The sequence below is a fragment of the Rhodoluna sp. genome, assembly GCF_036721215.1.
Lineage (GTDB): Bacteria > Actinomycetota > Actinomycetes > Actinomycetales > Microbacteriaceae > Rhodoluna.
On the sequence record NZ_DAIMLM010000002.1, the window covers coordinates 185,349 to 203,204 of the forward strand.

The 17,856-nt window shown below is 49.9% G+C and carries 16 protein-coding genes; 8 read left to right on the plus strand and 8 right to left on the minus strand.

From position 1 onward, the window contains the following. Positions 1-141 precede the first annotated feature (141 nt). Positions 142-2,223, plus strand: a complete 2,082-nt coding sequence (locus AC9UCN_RS04200; RefSeq protein ID WP_509524055.1) for a DNA gyrase/topoisomerase IV subunit B — start codon at positions 142-144, stop codon at positions 2,221-2,223. Here the strand turns inward: AC9UCN_RS04200 and AC9UCN_RS04205 are convergent. Next, a complete protein-coding gene (locus AC9UCN_RS04205) occupies positions 2,220-4,613 on the minus strand; it encodes a DNA gyrase/topoisomerase IV subunit A (protein WP_509524057.1) in 2,394 nt (797 codons plus the stop codon). The two genes, AC9UCN_RS04200 and AC9UCN_RS04205, sit on opposite strands and share 4 nt — an antisense overlap. Positions 4,614-4,646: 33 nt before the next feature. On the opposite strand from AC9UCN_RS04205, the gene AC9UCN_RS04210 reads away from it, so the two are divergent. Next, entirely contained in the window at positions 4,647-5,753 is a 1,107-nt protein-coding gene (locus AC9UCN_RS04210; RefSeq protein ID WP_509524059.1) for an alkaline phosphatase family protein, read from the plus strand. Here the strand turns inward: AC9UCN_RS04210 and sepH are convergent. Further along, positions 5,750-6,712, minus strand: a complete 963-nt coding sequence (sepH, locus tag AC9UCN_RS04215) for a septation protein SepH (protein WP_509524062.1) — start codon at positions 6,710-6,712, stop codon at positions 5,750-5,752. The genes AC9UCN_RS04210 and sepH overlap by 4 nt on opposite strands. Positions 6,713-6,868: 156 nt before the next feature. Here sepH and AC9UCN_RS04220 point away from each other — a divergent pair, with 156 nt between their 5' ends. Then, the gene (locus AC9UCN_RS04220; RefSeq protein WP_509524064.1) at positions 6,869-7,150 is read left to right on the plus strand and encodes a DUF4193 family protein; all 282 of its coding nucleotides are present in this window, start codon (positions 6,869-6,871) and stop codon (positions 7,148-7,150) included. Here the strand turns inward: AC9UCN_RS04220 and AC9UCN_RS04225 are convergent. Beyond that, positions 7,147-7,605 (minus strand): DUF3093 domain-containing protein, encoded by a 459-nt coding sequence (locus AC9UCN_RS04225; RefSeq protein ID WP_509524066.1) that lies wholly within the window; start codon positions 7,603-7,605, stop codon positions 7,147-7,149. The two genes, AC9UCN_RS04220 and AC9UCN_RS04225, sit on opposite strands and share 4 nt — an antisense overlap. Positions 7,606-7,630: 25 nt before the next feature. On the opposite strand from AC9UCN_RS04225, the gene dut reads away from it, so the two are divergent. From dut to dxs, 5 genes are read left to right on the plus strand one after another with little or no spacing between them, the layout of a single operon-like run. Further along, entirely contained in the window at positions 7,631-8,065 is a 435-nt protein-coding gene (gene dut / locus AC9UCN_RS04230) for a dUTP diphosphatase (RefSeq protein WP_509524068.1), read from the plus strand. Continuing rightward, a complete protein-coding gene (locus AC9UCN_RS04235; RefSeq protein ID WP_509524071.1) occupies positions 8,066-8,647 on the plus strand; it encodes a DUF3710 domain-containing protein in 582 nt (193 codons plus the stop codon). Next, the gene (locus AC9UCN_RS04240) at positions 8,644-9,315 is read left to right on the plus strand and encodes a DUF3159 domain-containing protein (protein WP_509524073.1); all 672 of its coding nucleotides are present in this window, start codon (positions 8,644-8,646) and stop codon (positions 9,313-9,315) included. Before AC9UCN_RS04235 ends, AC9UCN_RS04240 begins: the two co-directional genes overlap by 4 nt. Positions 9,316-9,367: 52 nt before the next feature. Beyond that, a complete protein-coding gene (gene acnA / locus AC9UCN_RS04245) occupies positions 9,368-12,049 on the plus strand; it encodes an aconitate hydratase AcnA (protein ID WP_509524076.1) in 2,682 nt (893 codons plus the stop codon). Positions 12,050-12,066: 17 nt separating this feature from the next. After that, on the plus strand, positions 12,067-14,007 hold the full coding sequence (gene dxs / locus AC9UCN_RS04250; RefSeq protein WP_509524079.1) for a 1-deoxy-D-xylulose-5-phosphate synthase: 1,941 nt from the start codon (positions 12,067-12,069) through the stop codon (positions 14,005-14,007). Here the strand turns inward: dxs and AC9UCN_RS04255 are convergent. Genes AC9UCN_RS04255 through AC9UCN_RS04275 form a run of 5 tightly spaced genes read right to left on the minus strand, consistent with a single transcriptional unit; the run spans position 13,958 to position 17,842 of the window. Beyond that, entirely contained in the window at positions 13,958-15,241 is a 1,284-nt protein-coding gene (locus AC9UCN_RS04255; RefSeq protein WP_509524081.1) for an HRDC domain-containing protein, read from the minus strand. The two genes, dxs and AC9UCN_RS04255, sit on opposite strands and share 50 nt — an antisense overlap. A gap of 1 nt (position 15,242) precedes the next feature. Continuing rightward, positions 15,243-15,812: a DUF3000 domain-containing protein gene (locus tag AC9UCN_RS04260; protein ID WP_509524084.1), complete on the minus strand. Its 570-nt coding sequence runs from the start codon at positions 15,810-15,812 to the stop codon at positions 15,243-15,245. A 48-nt stretch (positions 15,813-15,860) separates the two neighbouring features. After that, complete coding sequence (locus AC9UCN_RS04265) at positions 15,861-16,511, minus strand: dihydrofolate reductase family protein (RefSeq protein ID WP_509524086.1); 651 nt, start codon at positions 16,509-16,511, stop codon at positions 15,861-15,863. Beyond that, positions 16,508-16,939 (minus strand): SufE family protein, encoded by a 432-nt coding sequence (locus AC9UCN_RS04270; protein WP_509524088.1) that lies wholly within the window; start codon positions 16,937-16,939, stop codon positions 16,508-16,510. Before AC9UCN_RS04270 ends, AC9UCN_RS04265 begins: the two co-directional genes overlap by 4 nt. After that, complete coding sequence (locus tag AC9UCN_RS04275) at positions 16,940-17,842, minus strand: sulfurtransferase (RefSeq protein WP_509524090.1); 903 nt, start codon at positions 17,840-17,842, stop codon at positions 16,940-16,942. Between the last annotated feature and the right edge of the window lie 14 nt (positions 17,843-17,856).

The window sequence follows — 17,856 nt, forward strand, 5'->3', positions numbered from 1 at the left end:
GTTTCCCTTCTGGCTCCTATTTGAGCACACCAATCACTTGCTTTCGTTCAAATTGACCCATATTTCGCTAACTGCGAAGTTATTTCCCGACTTCGGGTGTTTGGATGCGCTCAAGGGCTTGGCCGAGATTAGCATTTCAGAGTGGCAACCGAAGACTATTCAGCTAGACACCTCTCCGTCCTTGAAGGGCTAGAGGCCGTTCGGAAGCGCCCTGGCATGTACATCGGTTCAACCGATGGCCGCGGATTGATGCACTGCCTCTGGGAGATCATCGATAACAGCGTGGACGAGGCGCTTGCTGGTCACGGCAAGCACGTCACCATAGAACTGAATAAAGACGGCAGCGTGACCGTAGAAGATGATGGCCGCGGTGTGCCTGTTGATATTGAGCCAAAAACTGGACTTTCTGGTGTTGAGGTTGTTTTCACCAAACTGCACGCTGGTGGAAAATTTGGCAGCGGATCTTATGCAGCCTCCGGTGGTTTGCACGGTGTTGGCGCCTCTGTTGTCAACGCTTTGTCCGAGCGATTAGATGTTGAAGTTGATCGAAACGGTCAAACCTACGCCATGTCTTTCCATCGTGGAGAACCAGGGGTTTTCGACGACAAGAAATCCATTTCGCCGCAAAGCCCCTTCAAGGCATTCGCCAAGAAAAGCGAACTGAAGATTCTTGGAAAAGTTGCCAAGAACAAAACCGGCACCAGGGTCAGGTACTGGCCAGACCCGCAGATTTTCGTAAAAGAGACCGCCTTCGATCTCAAAGACCTTGAAGACCGAGCAAGGCAGACCGCCTTCTTGGTTCCCGGATTAGTTCTTTCAGTAGTGGACAAGAGAAGTGGCAAACCAACCAAGCAGCAATTCAAATTTGATGGCGGTATTTCCGAGTTCGTTGACTACCTGGCACCAGATGCTGCCCTTACGGCTATTTGGAGGCTCAGGGGAGAAACCGAGTTCACCGAGACCGTTCCCGTCCTAGACAAAAAAGGCAACATGGTTTCCACCGAAGTCACTAGAAAGTGCGAGGTGGATATAGCTCTTCGCTGGGGAACAGGATACGAAACCAGCTTCCGGTCCTTTGTGAACGTAATTGCCACACCTAAGGGCGGAACCCACGTAACTGGCTTCGAGCAGGGAGCTGTAAAAGCCATTCGCGCTGAAATCGAAGCAAATTCCAGAAAGCTAAAGCTTGGAAACGACAAGGTTGAAAAAGAGGACATCCTGGCAGGCCTCACAGCTGTTGTTGCTGTTCGCCTTGCAGAGCCACAGTTCGAAGGACAAACCAAGGAGATTCTTGGAACGCCAGCAGTAAAAAACATTGTTGCTGCAATTGTTGCCAAGAGGCTAAACGAGCGATTCTCTTCCGGCAAGCGTGATGATAAGACCCAGTCTGCTTTGGTTTTAGAAAAGATTGTTGCTGAAACAAAATCGAGGGTATCGGCACGAACCCATAAGGAAACTCAGCGCCGGAAGAATGCTCTCGAGAGCTCATCATTGCCAAGCAAGCTAGTCGATTGCAGAACTTCGGAAACTGAAGTTTCAGAACTGTTCATTGTCGAGGGAGATTCAGCTCTTGGAACGGCAAAGCTTGCTCGCAATAGCGAATACCAAGCTCTTTTACCTATTCGCGGAAAGATTCTCAATGTTCAAAAGGCTTCGGTCGCGGACATGCTTTCAAACACAGAGTGCGCCTCAATCATTCAAGTATTGGGTGCAGGTTCTGGACGTAGCTTTGAGCTGCCTTCCGCACGATATGGCAAAGTGATTTTGATGAGCGATGCTGATGTCGATGGTGCTCACATTAGAACTTTGCTTCTAACTCTCTTCTTTAGATACATGAGGCCCCTAGTGGAAGCCGGAAGAGTTTATGCAGCAGTTCCACCGCTTCATCGAGTGACTGTTATTAATGCTGGCTCCAAATCCAACGAACACATCTATACCTATTCGCAAGCAGAGCTTGAGAAGTTGCTTGCAAAGCTAAAGACCGCGAAGAAAAGTTACCAAGAACCAATTCAGCGCTATAAGGGATTGGGAGAGATGGATGCCGAGCAGTTAGCGGAGACAACCATGGACCGATCAAAGCGCGCGCTTAGAAGAGTCACCGTAAAAGACGCTGCGGCGGCTGAAAAGATGTTCGAGCTATTGATGGGCAACGAAGTCGGTCCGAGAAGAGACTTTATTATCGACTCAGCAGATACACTCGAGCGCGAACGAATTGACGCTTAAGCTAAGCCGATAAAACTAATCGCAGGCGCTGCATCTCCTGATGTGTCGCGCTTCTGGATCTCATACTCAATACCGATTGCCTTACCTTTGGCATCTAGTAATTGGAAACTTTCAGGTCCCGCATAAGCCAAAGCAATCTGATCCCTAGCCTTGGTGAACTTGTGAGCCCTCATACCTCCGGTGGCGCGGCCTTTCTTCGGGAATTCGTCAATCTTGCTGACTTTTAGTGCTCCGGGATCAGTGCCGGGAAGTGCTTTTGAACTGTTTGCAATCGTGAGCACGATGTTCTTGGTTTTTGCTTTCAAGACCCCAAAGTAGACAACTTCGGATTCGGTCTTTATCCCAGCCATTCCGGCTCCATTTCTACCCTGAGGGCGAACGGTCTTGGCGTCAAATCGAAGCAGTTGCGCGTCTTGGGTTATAAAAACTAGCTCATCATTTTCTTCCGAGAGCGCTGCCCCCACAACTTTGTCTCCAGCCTTCAGGTTTATGCACTCAAAGTCCGATTTTTGTGGGAAGTCTGGCAGTACTCGCTTGACGGTTCCATTCTTGGTTCCCAGCGCGACGATACTCTTTTCGTCAACCGGAATGACGGCAACAACTTTCTCCTTCTTGCCAAGGCCAAGAAACTCGGCGGCAAGTGGACCGGGGTTTTGAGCACCGTAGTCACCGACTGGGATGTCCCCGATGTGTGTTCGAAGCATTCGACCCAAATCTGTTATGAATACAACATCTGATCTCGTGGTCGATGAGAACCAGTTCCTATAGCCGACTTTTCTTGAAGCTGGGGCTTCGGGTGACTCAGAGCGAAACACGCGCCCATTTGAAGTAAGAGTGATGGCTGTGGGGGAGTCGGTTAATTGCGCGGAAACTTGCTCTTTGCCACTTGACACCGGTGCAGTTGTTTCTTCGGCTTGGATTGATGTCCTGCGGTCATCACCGTAGTTGTCGGCTACCTCTTGCAGCTCTGTGGCAACTAATTCTTTCAAGATCTTGTCTGAAGACAGAATCTTCTCAAGTTCTTCGATTTCCTTCTTGAGCTGCTTCTTCTCGTTGTCTAGTTCTAGCTTGGAGAACTTAGTTAGCCTTCTTAGTCGAAGCTCCAGAATGTATTCGGCTTGAATGTCCGAGAGCTTGAATTTCTTCATGAGCTTTGTTTTGGCTTCTTGGACCTCTTCGGAGGCCCTGATGATCTTGATGACCTCGTCGATTGCGACGATTGCAAGGAGCATTCCTTCGACGAGGTGCAGTCTGGCCTGACGCTTACCCAGGCGGTTTTGACTGCGCCGTTTGGTTACAACCACCCGGTGTGCTAGATACACACCCAACAGGTCTCGAAGCCCAAGGGTTTGGGGTTGGCCATCAACTAGAGCAACGTTGTTGATACCGAAGCTGTCTTCCATCGGGGTGTAGCGGAACAGAAGATCAAGAACAACTTGTGGGTCAAAGCCAGTTTTTAGTTCAATAATCAGCTTGAGTCCGTTGCTTCGATCGGTCAAGTCGATTACGTCTGAAATGCCCTGCAATTTCTTGCTGTTGACACCTTCTTTGATCTTCTCAATAACTTTTTCTGGGCCAATCAGGTAAGGAAGTTCAGTTACCACCAGCCCCATTCTTCTTGGAGCAACGCTCTCGACCGCAACTCGCGCCCGCGTCTTGAAGGAGCCGCGACCGGTTTCGTAAGCTTCGGCGATTCCCTCCCCAGCGATGATGATTCCACCGTTTGGAAAATCTGGCGCAGGAACGATCTTCATTAGATCCTGGAGCGTACTCTTTGGGTTCTTCAGAAGGTGAATTGCCGCTTTGATTACTTCTCGCATGTTGTGAGGGGGCATGTTTGTTGCCATACCTACTGCAATTCCAGATGCACCGTTCACCAATAGGTTTGGAAAAGCAGCGGGTAAGACCTCGGGCTCTGAAAGCTGAGCGTCATAGTTGGGCTTGAAGTCAACTACATCCTCGTTCAACCCCTCGTTCATCATTAGCGCGGCAGCTGAAAGCCTTACCTCGGTGTATCTGGCAGCTGCCGGGCCATCGTCCAAACTTCCGAAGTTTCCGTGGCCGTCAATCAACGGTGCGCGCAGAGAGAACGGCTGTGCCATTCGTACTAGTGCATCGTAAATAGCACTGTCTCCGTGGGGGTGGAGCTTACCCATTACCTCGCCGGTAACTCGAGCAGATTTGACGTGACCCCTGTCTGGGCGAAGACCCATCTCACCCATTTGGTAAACGATGCGCCGGTGAACCGGCTTTAGCCCATCCCTGGCGTCGGGTAGCGCTCTTGAGTAAATGACGGAATAGGAATACTCAAGAAAAGAATCCTGCATCTCCTTGGATAGGTCGATGTCGAAGATACGCTCTGGAACTACTTCAATAGGATCTTTGGCCATGGTCTTCCTGTTGCTGTGGCAAACTTAGCTTCGATGCTACCTTCTGTTCCCAAATCACTCGGGAGGCTTTCCGACGCCTACCTAAGCGCCTATCTCGCGCTTAGCTCCTCCGATAATCCCCTAAAGCTCGCTCAGAAGAAGAGTTATCTGGTGATTCTGGTAGATGGTCTTGGCACCGCAAACATTAAAAGCGCTGCCGGACACGCAGGATTTCTCAATCAAAAGCTCGTGTCAGCTAAGTCTTTGTTCTCCGGGTTTCCTGCAACAACTAGTTCCAGCCTTACTTCACTTGCAACAGGTGCTGCTAATGGCAGCCACGCGGTGCTCGGACACCGAGTTTATGACCGAGCTAAAAGTCGGAACATCAACTTTCTAAACGATCTTGGTTCGGAACTTGATCCACGCGAGTATCAAGACCTAGAGACAATCTCTGAGAAAGCTGCAAAAAATGGGGTGGTGGTTTCAACCATTGGTCCATCCGAGTATGACAAGTCTGGGTTCACTATGGCCACCATGCCAAACGCCAACTACATTCCAGCCCTAAGTTTTCAAGACCGTTTCACGGCTGCCAAAAAGGCTCTTAGTGTTCCCAACAGCTTGACGTATTTATACTTTCCCGAACTCGATCAGTTCGCCCACCGCTATGGTTCTAACTCCAAGCAGTGGCTAAACGCTATTGAAGAGTTGGATTCCGAACTGAATAAGTTTTCTCGATCAATACCGTCAACTGTCGGAGTTATTCTCACCGCAGACCATGGAGTAATTGATGTTGAACCAGAAAGGCATATTTACCTCGATGAGTATGAATGTTTTAGTGATCTTGAGCAAATAGGGGGAGACCCACGAGTTAGCTTTCTCTATTTTCAAGAAAACACTGACTTAGCTACCAAACTCGTTGAAATTGCTGAAGCAATCGGAAACAATTGCGACGTTGTCACGATTGCTGACTTGATAGCTGCTGGTTGGCTTTCGAGCTTGTCTGAGCAAGCCAAACGCGTGGCTCCGGATCTGGTGCTACTTCCTAAGGCCGATAGGGTGGCCTACCACCGAGGATTTGCAAAAGCTAGATCGTTATTGATGGTCGGACAGCACGGAGGTATGACTCAGGCCGAGTGGGAAGTTCCGCTTATCGTTTTTTAGTCTTCGGTCTTTGTTCCAAAGACGATTTCGTCCCAGCTAGGAATAGACGCTCTGCCTTTTTTGGGTGCGGGAGGATTATCCGCAACAACAATTTCTGGTTCCTGACTTACATCTTCATCAGCGAACCCAGGCTGCTCATCGAGATCAGGGACAACTGACAAGAACTCGGTGTGCGGAGATTCTTCCTGGTCTTCCAGCAACTCCCGCTCGTTGCGTTTTTTCCGGAGTGCCTCCAAAAGATCTGCCGTATCGGAAATTGGAGCAGAGGTTGGAGTTGGCGCAGTGAACTGGCTCGACGCTGGCATAGGAGGTTCTCGGACGATTTCTACGGTGTCAGCAAGATTTGATGTGAAATCCGAGACCGGAGCGCTTACAGGACGCAACCTTGGAGCGGGTGCGGCAATTTTGTCACCAGAGGATAAAGAAATGGCGGATGCGTTTTCGGGAATTAACGCCAGCCGCTTCGGGTCATAGAGCCATGTCGCTTTGTTTTGCTTTCCCTCAAGCTCAAACTCGCAATAGATGAAAAAGCCATGCTCGGGGGCTTTCATGGCTGACCACTTTTCGATTCCCGCACCACTGGCAGCAAGTCGTGCCTTGATGATTTCGCCAAACTCTCTAGTGGCGGGGTTATTGAAGCGGTCCCCAGGAACCTCAAGCCGAACGGTCAATGCGTTCAAAACTGCGTGATTTAGCTCATCTAGAACCGGTTGAGCGAATTTCATTACATAGTCAACTGGAGCGCCGCTGGCTTGGACTATTTCCTCAATGCTTCGGCCAACCCTTATTTCTTCTTGGATTTCCCTTGGGCTCAAACGAGGCTCATCGAGCATTCGCGGGGCTTCGTTTCTAATCGCACTTCTTACAGACTGATCTAGAAGCAGGCGAAACCTTTGGCCCTCGGAGTCTTCCAGCAATAGAAAGTCACCATCTGAACCTAAAAACTTGATGTCTTTCATGTCGGGTTATCTCCTGCCTATGAGTTTGCCAGCAAGCTTGGTGACTGAGCGCAAAAACACGGCATTTTCTAAGGAAATTCACGCTGTGTCAGTTTGCTATTGGGGGGTATTTGTTAGACACTACTAGCGCCTAAAGAACAAACGAAAGGGCCACCCATGGCTACCGACTACGACGCTCCTAGAAAAGCTGACGACGACACCGAGTCCCTCGAAGCTATCAAAGAGCGCGGCCCTGCTAAGACAGCCTCGGACACCGAGGATATCGACGCCGGTGACTCTTTCTCAATCCCGGATGTAGTTTCCGAGGACCTAGACGTCGTCGTTTTGCCGCCGCAGGATGACGAGTTCACCTGTTCTAACTGCTTTATTGTCAAGCACCGCTCGCTGGTTGCCAGAAAGACCAAGAATGGTCCAATTTGCTCTGAATGTGATTCCTAGCTCTTATTTAGAAGTTCAGCCAGCTTGTCGGGATTTCTGGTGGAGATGAGCCAATAGGGTGTTGGATCTTCTGGGTCCGTAATTGGAATCTTGATTGCCGTTTTCACCGAGCCTTGAAAAACCTTGTGAGCTCCCGGATCCAAGTTTGGCCCCCGCTCCAAGAAGATCCCTTCTTTGGAAATCACCTCTGCTTCGCCAATAAAGTTCCTCAAGATGGCTACTCTGCCTGCCTTTAGCTCCAGTTGCGAAAGCTCAATTTTTGGGGCCCGCAGAATAAGTAGTGTCCAAATAGTTATCACGGCTAGAACTCCAATAGCCAAGCCAATTCTTATATCAAAGGGCTCAGAAATTATTGCTATCGATGGCAGCAAGGCAAAAGTGGCGGCAAAGGTCCCGATATTTGGCAGGACTCGTTCCCTGTATAGCGGGGATTTGGGCTTCTCTGGTTCGCTCACACTCAATAGATTACGCTGGGAATCTATGACTCACGTACCCGTATTAGTAATGGCATCGCCTGGATTCGAGCCTCGCTACGCCAAAGCTGGTGACGCCGGCGCCGATCTTCGTTCTACCAAGAAGATGGCGATTGGTCCGGGAGCTCGCGAACTAGTTCCAACCGGAGTTTCGATTGCCTTACCTGCTGGCTTTGTTGGTTTGGTGCACCCACGCTCTGGCCTAGCGCTAAAGCACGGAATTACAGTTTTGAATTCCCCTGGCACCATTGATGCCGGCTATCGTGGCGAAATTATGGTCACGCTCTATAACTCATCGACAGAGAAATTCGAGATTGAAGTTGGCGACCGAATCGCGCAGCTTCTAATCCAAAGCGTTGAGCAAGCCAATTTCATTGCCGTTGACAAACTTCCTGATTCTGACCGGGGTCAAGCTGGCTTTGGATCGACGGGAAATAAGTAGATGGACAACTACGGCAAAGCAAAATCCCAACCGATTGATCGGCTAAGTGGTGGCCCGTTCGACGTTACCGAGCTGGTCCAAGTGCGGCCCACCATTGATTTTGGTGCCATTCAACTTCCAATGCGTGACGACGTCACTTACAAGCTCGAGGTGGAATCATCAACAAATAAAATCGTTGCTTTGACCGTTGAACACAAAGGCTCCACCTTGCAACTGCAAGCATTTAGTGCCCCCGGAGCTGAAGGAGTTTGGCACGAGATTCGTGCCTCGTTAGAGCAATCAATTTTGGCGCAGGGGGGCAAAACTGAAAGCGTGGTTGGGCCGTTAGGGCCAGAACTAAACGCACAGATCCCAACCAGTGATGGTGGCACCAGGCTGGCAAAATTCATCGGCGTCGATGGACCCAAATGGTTCTTGCGCGGTGTGATAACAGGCCTTGCTCTGGGCGACACTCTCTCGATGTCGCACGTTATTGAAATCTTTAGGTCAGCAGTTGTTATTCGAGGTAGCTCGCCAATGCCGCCAAAGGAGCTTTTGGAACTAGTAGCACCTTCAGGTGCTCAAAAGAGCGTTAGCAAATGACCGACGATAAGTTTAGAGATTCGGCGGCCAAAAAACTTGGCGTTAATTCGGTAGATGGACAACTAAGCCTAGACAGCAAATCACTTCTTGAAGGAATGGGTGGCAAGTTAGGCATTGCGGAGACGATTATTCCAAGCCTGATGTTTGGAATCAGTTTTGCGCTAACCGGACAAGCAATTGTTTCGGTTTCCTTGGCAGCATCAGCTTCAGCATTGTTTATTGTTTATCGCTTGATTACTCGCAAATCTCCCAGCAGTGCTTTGATCGGTGCGATAGCTGTTGGCTTTGCAGCTTGGTTGGCTCTTCGCGAAGGTGGAGAAGCAGTTGATTACTTTGTCCCAGGATTTATAACCAATGCTGTTTACGGCAGCGTGCTCTTGATTTCTATTTTGGTTCGCTGGCCAATTATCGGTGTTCTGGTCGAGGTTCTTCGTGGCAATGCCACTAGTTGGCGCAAGGACCGTAAGAAGGTAACAATTTACTCGCTAGTAACAGCGATGTGGGTGGGTTTCTTCAGCCTTCGTCTCGCTGTTCAGGTTCCGCTGTATTTGGCTGGGAGTGCTGAACTGTTGGCTACAGCCCGTGTTGCCATGGGGCCACCGCTTTATGCACTAGTTATTCTTGTGACTTGGCTGATACTTCGAGCCACGGTGCTTCGGACCCGGTAAGTGGTAAATTTGATAGCTGGAGCTGATTTGCTCAAAATTTTAGGAGTTATAGATGTCCAAGATTGACAGTTTCGGCGTAGCGCGCGAGCTTAAGGTAGGCAACGAGTCTTATCGAATCTTTGATATCAGCAAGCTTGATGCCAAGACCTTGCCATACAGCCTCAAGATTCTTCTTGAGAACCTTCTAAGAACCGAAGACGGTGCAAACGTAACTTCTTCTCATATCCAATCCGTCGTGGACTGGGACCCAAAGGCGGAGCCTGATACTGAGATTCAGTTCACCCCGGCACGTGTAATCATGCAGGACTTTACTGGTGTGCCATGTGTTGTTGACCTCGCAACTATGCGCGAGGCCATGGTGGATCTTGGGGGAGACCCGAAGAAAATCAATCCGCTAGCTCCTGCCGAGCTGGTTATCGATCACTCGGTTGTTATCGATGTCGCAGGATCCAAGGACGCATTTGAAAAAAACGTTGAATATGAATACCAGCGCAACGCTGAGCGTTACCAATTCCTTCGCTGGGGTCAAATGGCTTTCGATGATTTCAAAGTGGTACCTCCTGGCACTGGAATCGTGCATCAGGTCAACATTGAGTACCTAGCTCGAACAGTCATGACCAGAAATGTTGGTGGCCAGTTACTTGCCTACCCAGATTCCTGCGTTGGCACCGACTCTCACACCACAATGGTCAACGGTCTTGGAGTTTTGGGCTGGGGCGTTGGAGGAATCGAAGCAGAGGCAGCGATGCTTGGCCAGCCAGTTTCCATGCTGATTCCTAAAGTTGTTGGTTTCAAGCTCACTGGACAGATTCCGATGGGTGCAACTGCTACTGACGTTGTGTTAACCATTACTGAGAAACTTCGCCAGCACGGAGTAGTCGGAAAATTCGTTGAGTTCTACGGAGCCGGCGTTGCTTCTGTTCCACTAGCAAACCGAGCAACTATTGGAAACATGAGCCCTGAGTTTGGTTCTACTGTCGCGATTTTCCCAATTGATGAAGTAACCCTTGATTACCTTCGCTTCACTGGAAGAAAGCAATGTGAGATTGATCTAGTTGAGCAGTACAGCAAAGCACAGGGTCTGTGGCACGACCCTTCGATTGAACCTCGATACAGCGAGTATCTAGAACTTGATCTTGCAACAGTAGTGCCTTCTATTGCAGGCCCTAAGCGTCCTCAGGATCGAATCGAATTGTCTAAGTCAAAGAACCAATTCGCAAAAGACATCCTTACCTACTCATCAATTGCTTCCAAGCCAGCAAAGGTTTCTGGTAAAGATTTCTCGATGGATAACGGACACGTCAGTATCGCGTCAATTACCTCTTGCACAAACACCTCTAACCCATCGGTAATGATGGCGGCCGGATTGCTTGCTAGAAAAGCTGTTGCCAAGGGACTCAAGGCCAAGCCTTGGGTGAAAACATCCTTAGCTCCCGGTTCCAAAGTTGTAACTGACTACTACGACAAAGCAGGTCTCACTAAGGACCTAGACGCACTAGGTTTCCAACTAGTTGGCTATGGCTGCACCACCTGTATTGGAAACTCAGGGCCTCTTGACGAGGAAATCTCCGCAGCCGTGAACGAGAATGATTTGGCTGTTACCGCGGTACTTTCTGGAAACAGAAACTTTGAAGGTCGAATCAACCCAGATGTGAAGATGAACTACCTGGCTTCACCGCCATTAGTTATCGCTTACGCGTTAGCTGGAACCATGGACTTTGATTTCGAAAAAGACTCTCTTGGTGACGATGCTTCTGGAAATGATGTTTTCTTGAGAGACATCTGGCCAACACCAGAAGAAGTGCAGAGCACTATCGACTCTTCAATTAACTCAGACATGTTCACCACCCAGTACGCGGGTGTTTTCGATGGCGACAAGAGATGGCAGTCTCTCGACACTCCAACGGGCGACACATTCTCTTGGGATGCGAAATCAACTTATGTTCGCAAACCGCCTTACTTCGACGGTATGAAAATGGAGCCTACTCCGGTTACAGATATCCACGGGGCTCGAGTACTTGCGAAGCTCGGTGATTCTGTGACAACTGATCACATCAGTCCAGCTGGATCAATCAAGGCTGATTCACCTGCCGGTAAGTACCTAACCGAGCACGGAGTCTCACGGGTTGATTTCAACAGCTATGGATCTCGTCGCGGTAATCACGAGGTAATGATTCGTGGAACTTTTGCCAATATTCGTTTGCGCAATCAGCTACTTCAAGATGTTGAAGGCGGCTACACCAGAGATTTCACTAAAGCCGCTGGCGATCAGGCATTTATTTATGACGCATCCCAGAACTATCAGGCTGCCGGTACACCGCTAGTAATTCTTGGTGGCAAAGAGTACGGTTCTGGATCTTCAAGAGACTGGGCAGCAAAGGGCACCAGCTTGCTTGGTGTTCGTGCAGTAATTACCCAAAGTTTCGAGCGCATTCACCGCAGCAACCTTATTGGAATGGGTGTTCTACCTCTGGAGTTCCCAGCAGGAGCCTCGGCTGATTCTTTGGGCCTTGATGGCACAGAGATTTTTGAAATCTCGGGTGTTGAGAAACTGAACGAGGGTCTCACACCTAAGACCCTAAAAGTTGTTGCTAAACCAAGCGAGCACTCCAAGCCTGGCAAGCAGGCTGTCGAGTTTGAGGCGACTTTACGAATCGACACCCCTGGAGAAGCCGACTATTTCCGCCATGGCGGAATCTTGCAGTATGTGCTTCGATCGTTAGTAACGGCATAGAGGAAGTTAGCCTTCGAATGAGCATCCTAGATAGAGTCAACGGACCAGAGGACCTAAAGGGTCTAAAAGACGCTGAGGTCATCGAGCTTGCCCAGGACATTCGCGAATTCCTGATCTCCAAGGTTGCAAAAACCGGCGGACACCTAGGTCCAAACCTTGGCGTAGTTGAAACAACCTTGGCCATTCACCGTGTTTTTGATTCTCCCAAAGACAGCATCATCTTTGATACCGGCCATCAGTCATATGTTCACAAGCTGCTTACTGGAAGAAAAAACTTTGACAACTTGCGTTCTAAGGAAGGCCTTGCTGGCTACCCGCAACGCTCGGAGTCGATTCACGACATCGTCGAGAGCTCACACGCTTCTTCTTCAATCTCCTGGGGTGATGGAATCGCCAAGGCCTATCGCCTAACCAAGCAAGATGACCGGTACGTGGTTGTTGTTGTTGGAGATGGCGCACTTACCGGAGGAATGACCTGGGAAGCTCTGAATAACATTAGCGATGATAACGACCGCAAGCTTGTGATTGTTGTTAACGACAATGGTAGATCCTACGCTCCAACTATTGGTGGTTTGGCGAGGTACCTAAATGGAATCCGAACCGAGCGTATCTATCGCAGGCTCTACAGACTCAGCCGTAAGGTGTTTTACAAATTTGGTATGCCAGGAAAAATGGCTTACTCCACTTTGCGCGGCGCGGCTAAAGGCCTTCTTGGAACATTTGCACCAAAAGGAATCTTTCCAAATCTAGATTTGAAGTACATCGGTCCAGTAAATGGCCACGACATGAACGCGATGGAAGAGGCTCTCAAGCAGGCAAAGAAATATGCCAATCCAGTTATCGTTCACGCCATTACCCAAAAAGGTAAGGGTTACGAACCAGCCGTCAGCGATGAGGCGGATCAATTCCACGCAGTTGGTCAAATTGATCCAGACACCGGTAAATCTGTTGGCGACTCGGGCAAGCAGAGCTGGACTGGTGTCTTCGCCGATGAAATGGTCGAGATTGCCAAGAACAAGCCAAATGTAATTGGCATCACGGCAGCGATGCTTATTCCGGTTGGGCTACACAAATTTGCCGATAAGTATCCAGAGCGCGTGTTCGATGTTGGAATCGCCGAGCAGCACGCAGTTACCTCAGCGGCTGGTATGGCCTTTGGTGGACTGCATCCAGTTGTTGCCGTGTATGCGACTTTTATGGGACGCGCTTTTGACCAGGTCTTGATGGATGTTGCTCTTCACAAGGCAGGAGTCACCTTCGTACTTGACCGCGCCGGTGTGACAGGACCTGATGGCGCTAGCCATCACGGTATGTGGGATCTGGCCATGCTGCAAATTGTTCCGGGAATCAGAATTGCTTCACCTCGAGATGGAAAACGACTTGTTGAGGAATTGAATGAAGCTATCGAGGTATCCGATGCGCCGACTGTTATTCGATTCCCGAAGGGCTCTGTTTCTTCCGAGATCGAGGCCGTTAGGCGACTAGCTGACGGCGTCGACGTGCTCATGGAAAGCCCGGCAAAGGACGTGCTGATTCTGACTGTTGGCTCTATGGCTCACATGGGACTACAGGTAGCCAAGATGCTTGCCGATCAAGGAATCGGCGCGACGGTTATTGATCCTCGTTGGGTCATTCCAGTCCCTGAATCTGTTGTTTCACTTGCGAGCAAGCACAGGTTGGTGGTGACAATCGAAGATGGAATCCGAGTTGGTGGAATTGGAACCCGCGTTCGTCAGGACCTTCGCGCGGCTCAGGTTGATACTGCACTCAGTGAAATCGGATTACCTGATGAGTTTCTGGAGCATGCTTCCAGAGATGAAATTCTAGATCGCGTTGGCTTAAACGCTCAGGACATATCCCGCGAGATTGTTGCACAGGTTCTTGGAGCACGCGTCCCACACGCTAGAGCTATTCCTGAGGACTCTGTGGTTTCTGATCAGGCTCGTCTAGCCGAGTAATTGAATCCGTAATCGCATTAGCGGTTAGATCAACCTGCCACCTTCTTGCACCAAATCCCGTCAGAGTCAGACTCACGCTCTCAAGCGTTGCTGGTTCTGGAGGCGCAAAACAAATCTGCCTTAAGAAATCTGGAGTGAGAAGGTTCTCCAAGGGGACATTTGCTATCTCGCTAATTTGAGTTAAAGCATTCTTAGCGTGACGCAAACGCCGATCAGCCTCTGGATACTTGGCCGCCCAGTTGCGGTGATTTGGAATACCTTCTGTTCTTTCTGCTCTAACAGGCGGTAGAACCGTTGCCTTGAGCGCTGATTGAAGCGCGTCCCACCAAAGATCCAGATAGCTTCTGGAAGCTCGCCCATTAAAGCTTCGAAGCGAAGCTAGCTCTGGTCTTGTATTTGGTTTAGCAATGGCGACAGCCAAGATCGAAGCGTCAGGAATCAACCTTCCGGGAGATACATCCAGCTTGATGGCGAGCTCTTCACGTCCCAACCAAAGTTGCCTCGCTACCTCCAAAGAAAGCTGGTCAGAAACTTTTGAAAGACCGGATATTCCACGCCAGCGATCTTGTTTAGCTGGCTTTGGCTTGAATGACAGCAGGTTTTCAAACTCCTGGTTAGCCCATTCGGATTTACCTTGAGCTTCAAGCAGCTGTTGCAGGCTTGTTCGAAGTTGATGCAGTAGCTCAACATCGAGTGCTGCGTAGTTTAACCAGCTCTCTGGTAGCGGCCTGGTGCTCCAATCGGCGGCAGAGTGCTCTTTGGCAAGCCCGATTTGGAGCAGCGATTCAACCAAAGAGCCAAGGCCAACCCGTGGTTGGCCAGTCAGCCTTCCTGCTAGCTCGGTATCGAAAATTGATTTGGGGTGTAAGCCCAGCTCTTCGAGGCAAGGTATGTCCTGAGTAGCTGCGTGGAGTATCCACTCACGGTCGGAAAGAAACTCGCGAAGTTGAGAAAATTCATGAGAATCAACCAATGAAGAATCGGTTGTTGGGTCAATCAAGAATATGTCGGAGTGCTCGGTTTTTAGCTGAACTAAATACGCTCGCTGCGAGTACTTGAAACCCGACGCTCTTTCGGCATCAACTGCGACTGGACCGGGTGTGCTTGCAAGGTGGTCAATTGAAACAGCGAGCTCTTTGGGATTTGTAACAAGGTGGAATTTGGATCTAGGTGCTGCAAGTGTTTCAAGTGATACGGGTTCAGCTTCGAGCGGGCTTGACTCTGTAGCAGTCAAATTAGATTCTGCTTATTCCTGATTCTGGAGGCAATCCAGACATCATGCATAATAGGTCCTGCCATGCTTCGAGATGGGCTGAAAAATTCGAATCAGTGGGCGACCATGATGCTCTTAGCTCGAGCTCGGCGTGATCGCTCTGACCGGACATCGCCCCATATCCCTGCGAGATAATTCTGGTGATGGTGCCTGCCTGGAGGGTGTATCCGGCGCCGCGGGCTTTCAACGAGTCTTCTAACCAGGCCCAGCAGACGTCGGTGATCAGCTCATCCTGACCTATGTCGGTTTCTAGAGGGGACTTTGCGAAGCAGATAATTCGAAAGTTTCCACCCCACCCCTCTTGCGGGGTGTCGGAGTTAAGAAGCACGAATCTTCCAGTTCCCGCATCAGCTTGGGCAGCGTGTGACTGCGCTCCAACGTGGGCGGCTAGAGCAAGCGAGTGTTTAGCTAGCTTGTCTGGAGAAGGAATCTCTGTGACGTTTAGATCAGATCGAATATCCGCTTGGCGCAACGACATGACAGCTAGCTGAAAATCAGCAGCCGTATTGGTCACATCCGCGATCTCAAGCATTTTTTCCAGCTTAAGAGCCTGTCTTGAATTTAGGCTCCAGCCACGCCGTTAGTAGGCCCAGAGGGTAAATGTCGCATCCTCGGATTCTGCGAGAGACACCAGAGATCCTGAGTCGCTAAATGGATTCCATTGTGGCGTTAGTGATCCGGGTGAGAGCTTAGGAGTGACGGTGATGGCAGATTGTGCCACTTCAGTGGTTGCGAAGCACACCTTTGTCAAGGTCGGCCCCGCCTCAAGAAGAAGAGCTCTCATGTTCATTCGCCTAGCCCAGTCCAAGAGCGCAACAAAGGGCTCGGATGGATCAATTTCGACGTGTTCGAGCTTGGAATCGTCATGACTTGCATTGCTGGGGCTAAAAAGTGTGGCCCCGGAAGAGGCGTTAGCAGCTGGAATCGACTTGAAGTTTCCCGATGCCGAAACAATCGCCAGATGCGACGAAGAGAGTTTCTTGTATTGCTCGTTACGCGCTGTTGCCGCATCCACAATCACAAGATCGGCTTGCTTTCGAAGCGCCAATAGCAGCTCGAGATCTTCCCTGGTTGATAGACCCCTGGATGATCCTGATTCGTCGAAAAAGCTTCCAGTTGAACTAATCACATGGTTAGTGCGGATGCCGTCCCAGCTACCGTAGCTTTTTGCCAGCTCTTCTACAGTTGAGACTTGATTAGAAAGCGCGAGCCCGGAAAGCGCTGCAATCATTGAATGGATTTTTCCCTTAACTGACGCTTGATGCGCGAAAGTATTCCAATCATTCCACGAAGCCTTAGGGGAGACACGACCTTCTGTAGCGATAGCTTCGATGGAAAATCAATATCGAAATCAAGCGCCTCTTGCACGCTCAGTCCATCAATGACGCTAAAAAGTATGCTGGCGAATCCTCTGGTCGTCGGAGCTTCCGGAGGTGCACTAAAAAACAGCCTCGTCAGATTGTCTTGGTCAATCTCCACAAACAAATAAATAGGGGATTGACACTCTTCAACTCTTTCGAGAAGTTCTGGATGATCGGCGTATCGAGCTGGCAATTCAGGTAGTGCTTCTGAGAACTCCAGCAACAAATCCAGTCGTTCAGGCTCTCTGATTGAGGCGAAGTCCTCAATCAGGGTTTCGGGAAGTTCAAGTGTTGCCAATTAGACCAGCTGAGGTACCGGGCCAGGTTCGCTACCCAAAGCTATGGGTGCCCGAACTAGAGAACCCCACTCGCTCCAAGAGCCGTCGTAGTTTCTAACGGTTTCAATGCCAAGAAGGTACTTCAACACAAACCAGGTGTGGGATGAACGCTCGCCGATTCTGCAATAGGCGATTACATCTGAGTGACCCGCTAGCTTGGCACCCTTGAGGTAAACCTCTTCTAATCCAGCAAGATCTTTGAAGCTCTGATCTTCGTTGCAAGCTTTAGACCACGGCACAGACGCTGCGGTAGGGATATGTCCTGCGCGAGTGGCTCCCTCATCAGGGTAGCCAGGAGCAGTGAGGCGATCACCGGCATATTCTTCTGGGGAACGAACGTCAATTAGTGGTTTCCCAAAGTGTGAAACAACATCGTCGCGGAAAGCGCGTAGTTTCTTATCATCTCTTTCGATAATCGGATAGTTAGAAGGCGTTGGCTTCGGCTCATCTTTAGTTAGCTCCCTACCTTCAGCAATCCACTTGTCTCTTCCGCCATCCAGAAGTCGAACGTCTTCATGGCCAAAAAGCTTGAACACCCAAAGGGCGTAGGCTGCCCACCAGTTACTTTTGTCTCCATACAAAACGATGGTGTCTTCACGGTTGATTCCAAGTCTTGAAAAGACCCTAGAAAAGCCCGCTCCGTCGATGTAATCGCGGGTAACTTGATCGTTGAGGTCGGTGTGCCAGTCGATTTTTAGGGCAGTTGGGATGTGTCCGGTTTGGTAAAGCAAGACGTCCTCGTCGGACTCAAGTAATACAAGTCCAGGCTTTCCAAGGTTCTCTTCTAGCCACTTGGTGCTCACAAGAGCCGATGGGTCTGCGTACTGTCTAAACTTGTCGGAACTGTCAATGTCGATTGGCAAAGTTATCTCCTTGT

Bases quoted from the DNA above. Each gene is read 5' to 3' on its own strand.
- dut (WP_509524068.1), top strand. From the start codon at position 7,631: ATGACTCACGTACCCGTATTAGTAATGGCATCGCCTGGATTCGAGCCT.
- AC9UCN_RS04235 (WP_509524071.1), top strand. From the start codon at position 8,066: ATGGACAACTACGGCAAAGCAAAATCCCAACCGATTGATCGGCTAAGT.
- acnA (WP_509524076.1), top strand. From the start codon at position 9,368: ATGTCCAAGATTGACAGTTTCGGCGTAGCGCGCGAGCTTAAGGTAGGC.
- sepH (WP_509524062.1), bottom strand. From the start codon at position 6,712: ATGAAAGACATCAAGTTTTTAGGTTCAGATGGTGACTTTCTATTGCTG.
- AC9UCN_RS04205 (WP_509524057.1), bottom strand. From the start codon at position 4,613: ATGGCCAAAGATCCTATTGAAGTAGTTCCAGAGCGTATCTTCGACATC.
- dxs (WP_509524079.1), top strand. From the start codon at position 12,067: ATGAGCATCCTAGATAGAGTCAACGGACCAGAGGACCTAAAGGGTCTA.
- AC9UCN_RS04220 (WP_509524064.1), top strand. From the start codon at position 6,869: ATGGCTACCGACTACGACGCTCCTAGAAAAGCTGACGACGACACCGAG.
- AC9UCN_RS04240 (WP_509524073.1), top strand. From the start codon at position 8,644: ATGACCGACGATAAGTTTAGAGATTCGGCGGCCAAAAAACTTGGCGTT.
- AC9UCN_RS04260 (WP_509524084.1), bottom strand. From the start codon at position 15,812: ATGCTTGAGATCGCGGATGTGACCAATACGGCTGCTGATTTTCAGCTA.
- AC9UCN_RS04265 (WP_509524086.1), bottom strand. From the start codon at position 16,511: ATGATTGCAGCGCTTTCCGGGCTCGCGCTTTCTAATCAAGTCTCAACT.
- AC9UCN_RS04210 (WP_509524059.1), top strand. From the start codon at position 4,647: ATGCTACCTTCTGTTCCCAAATCACTCGGGAGGCTTTCCGACGCCTAC.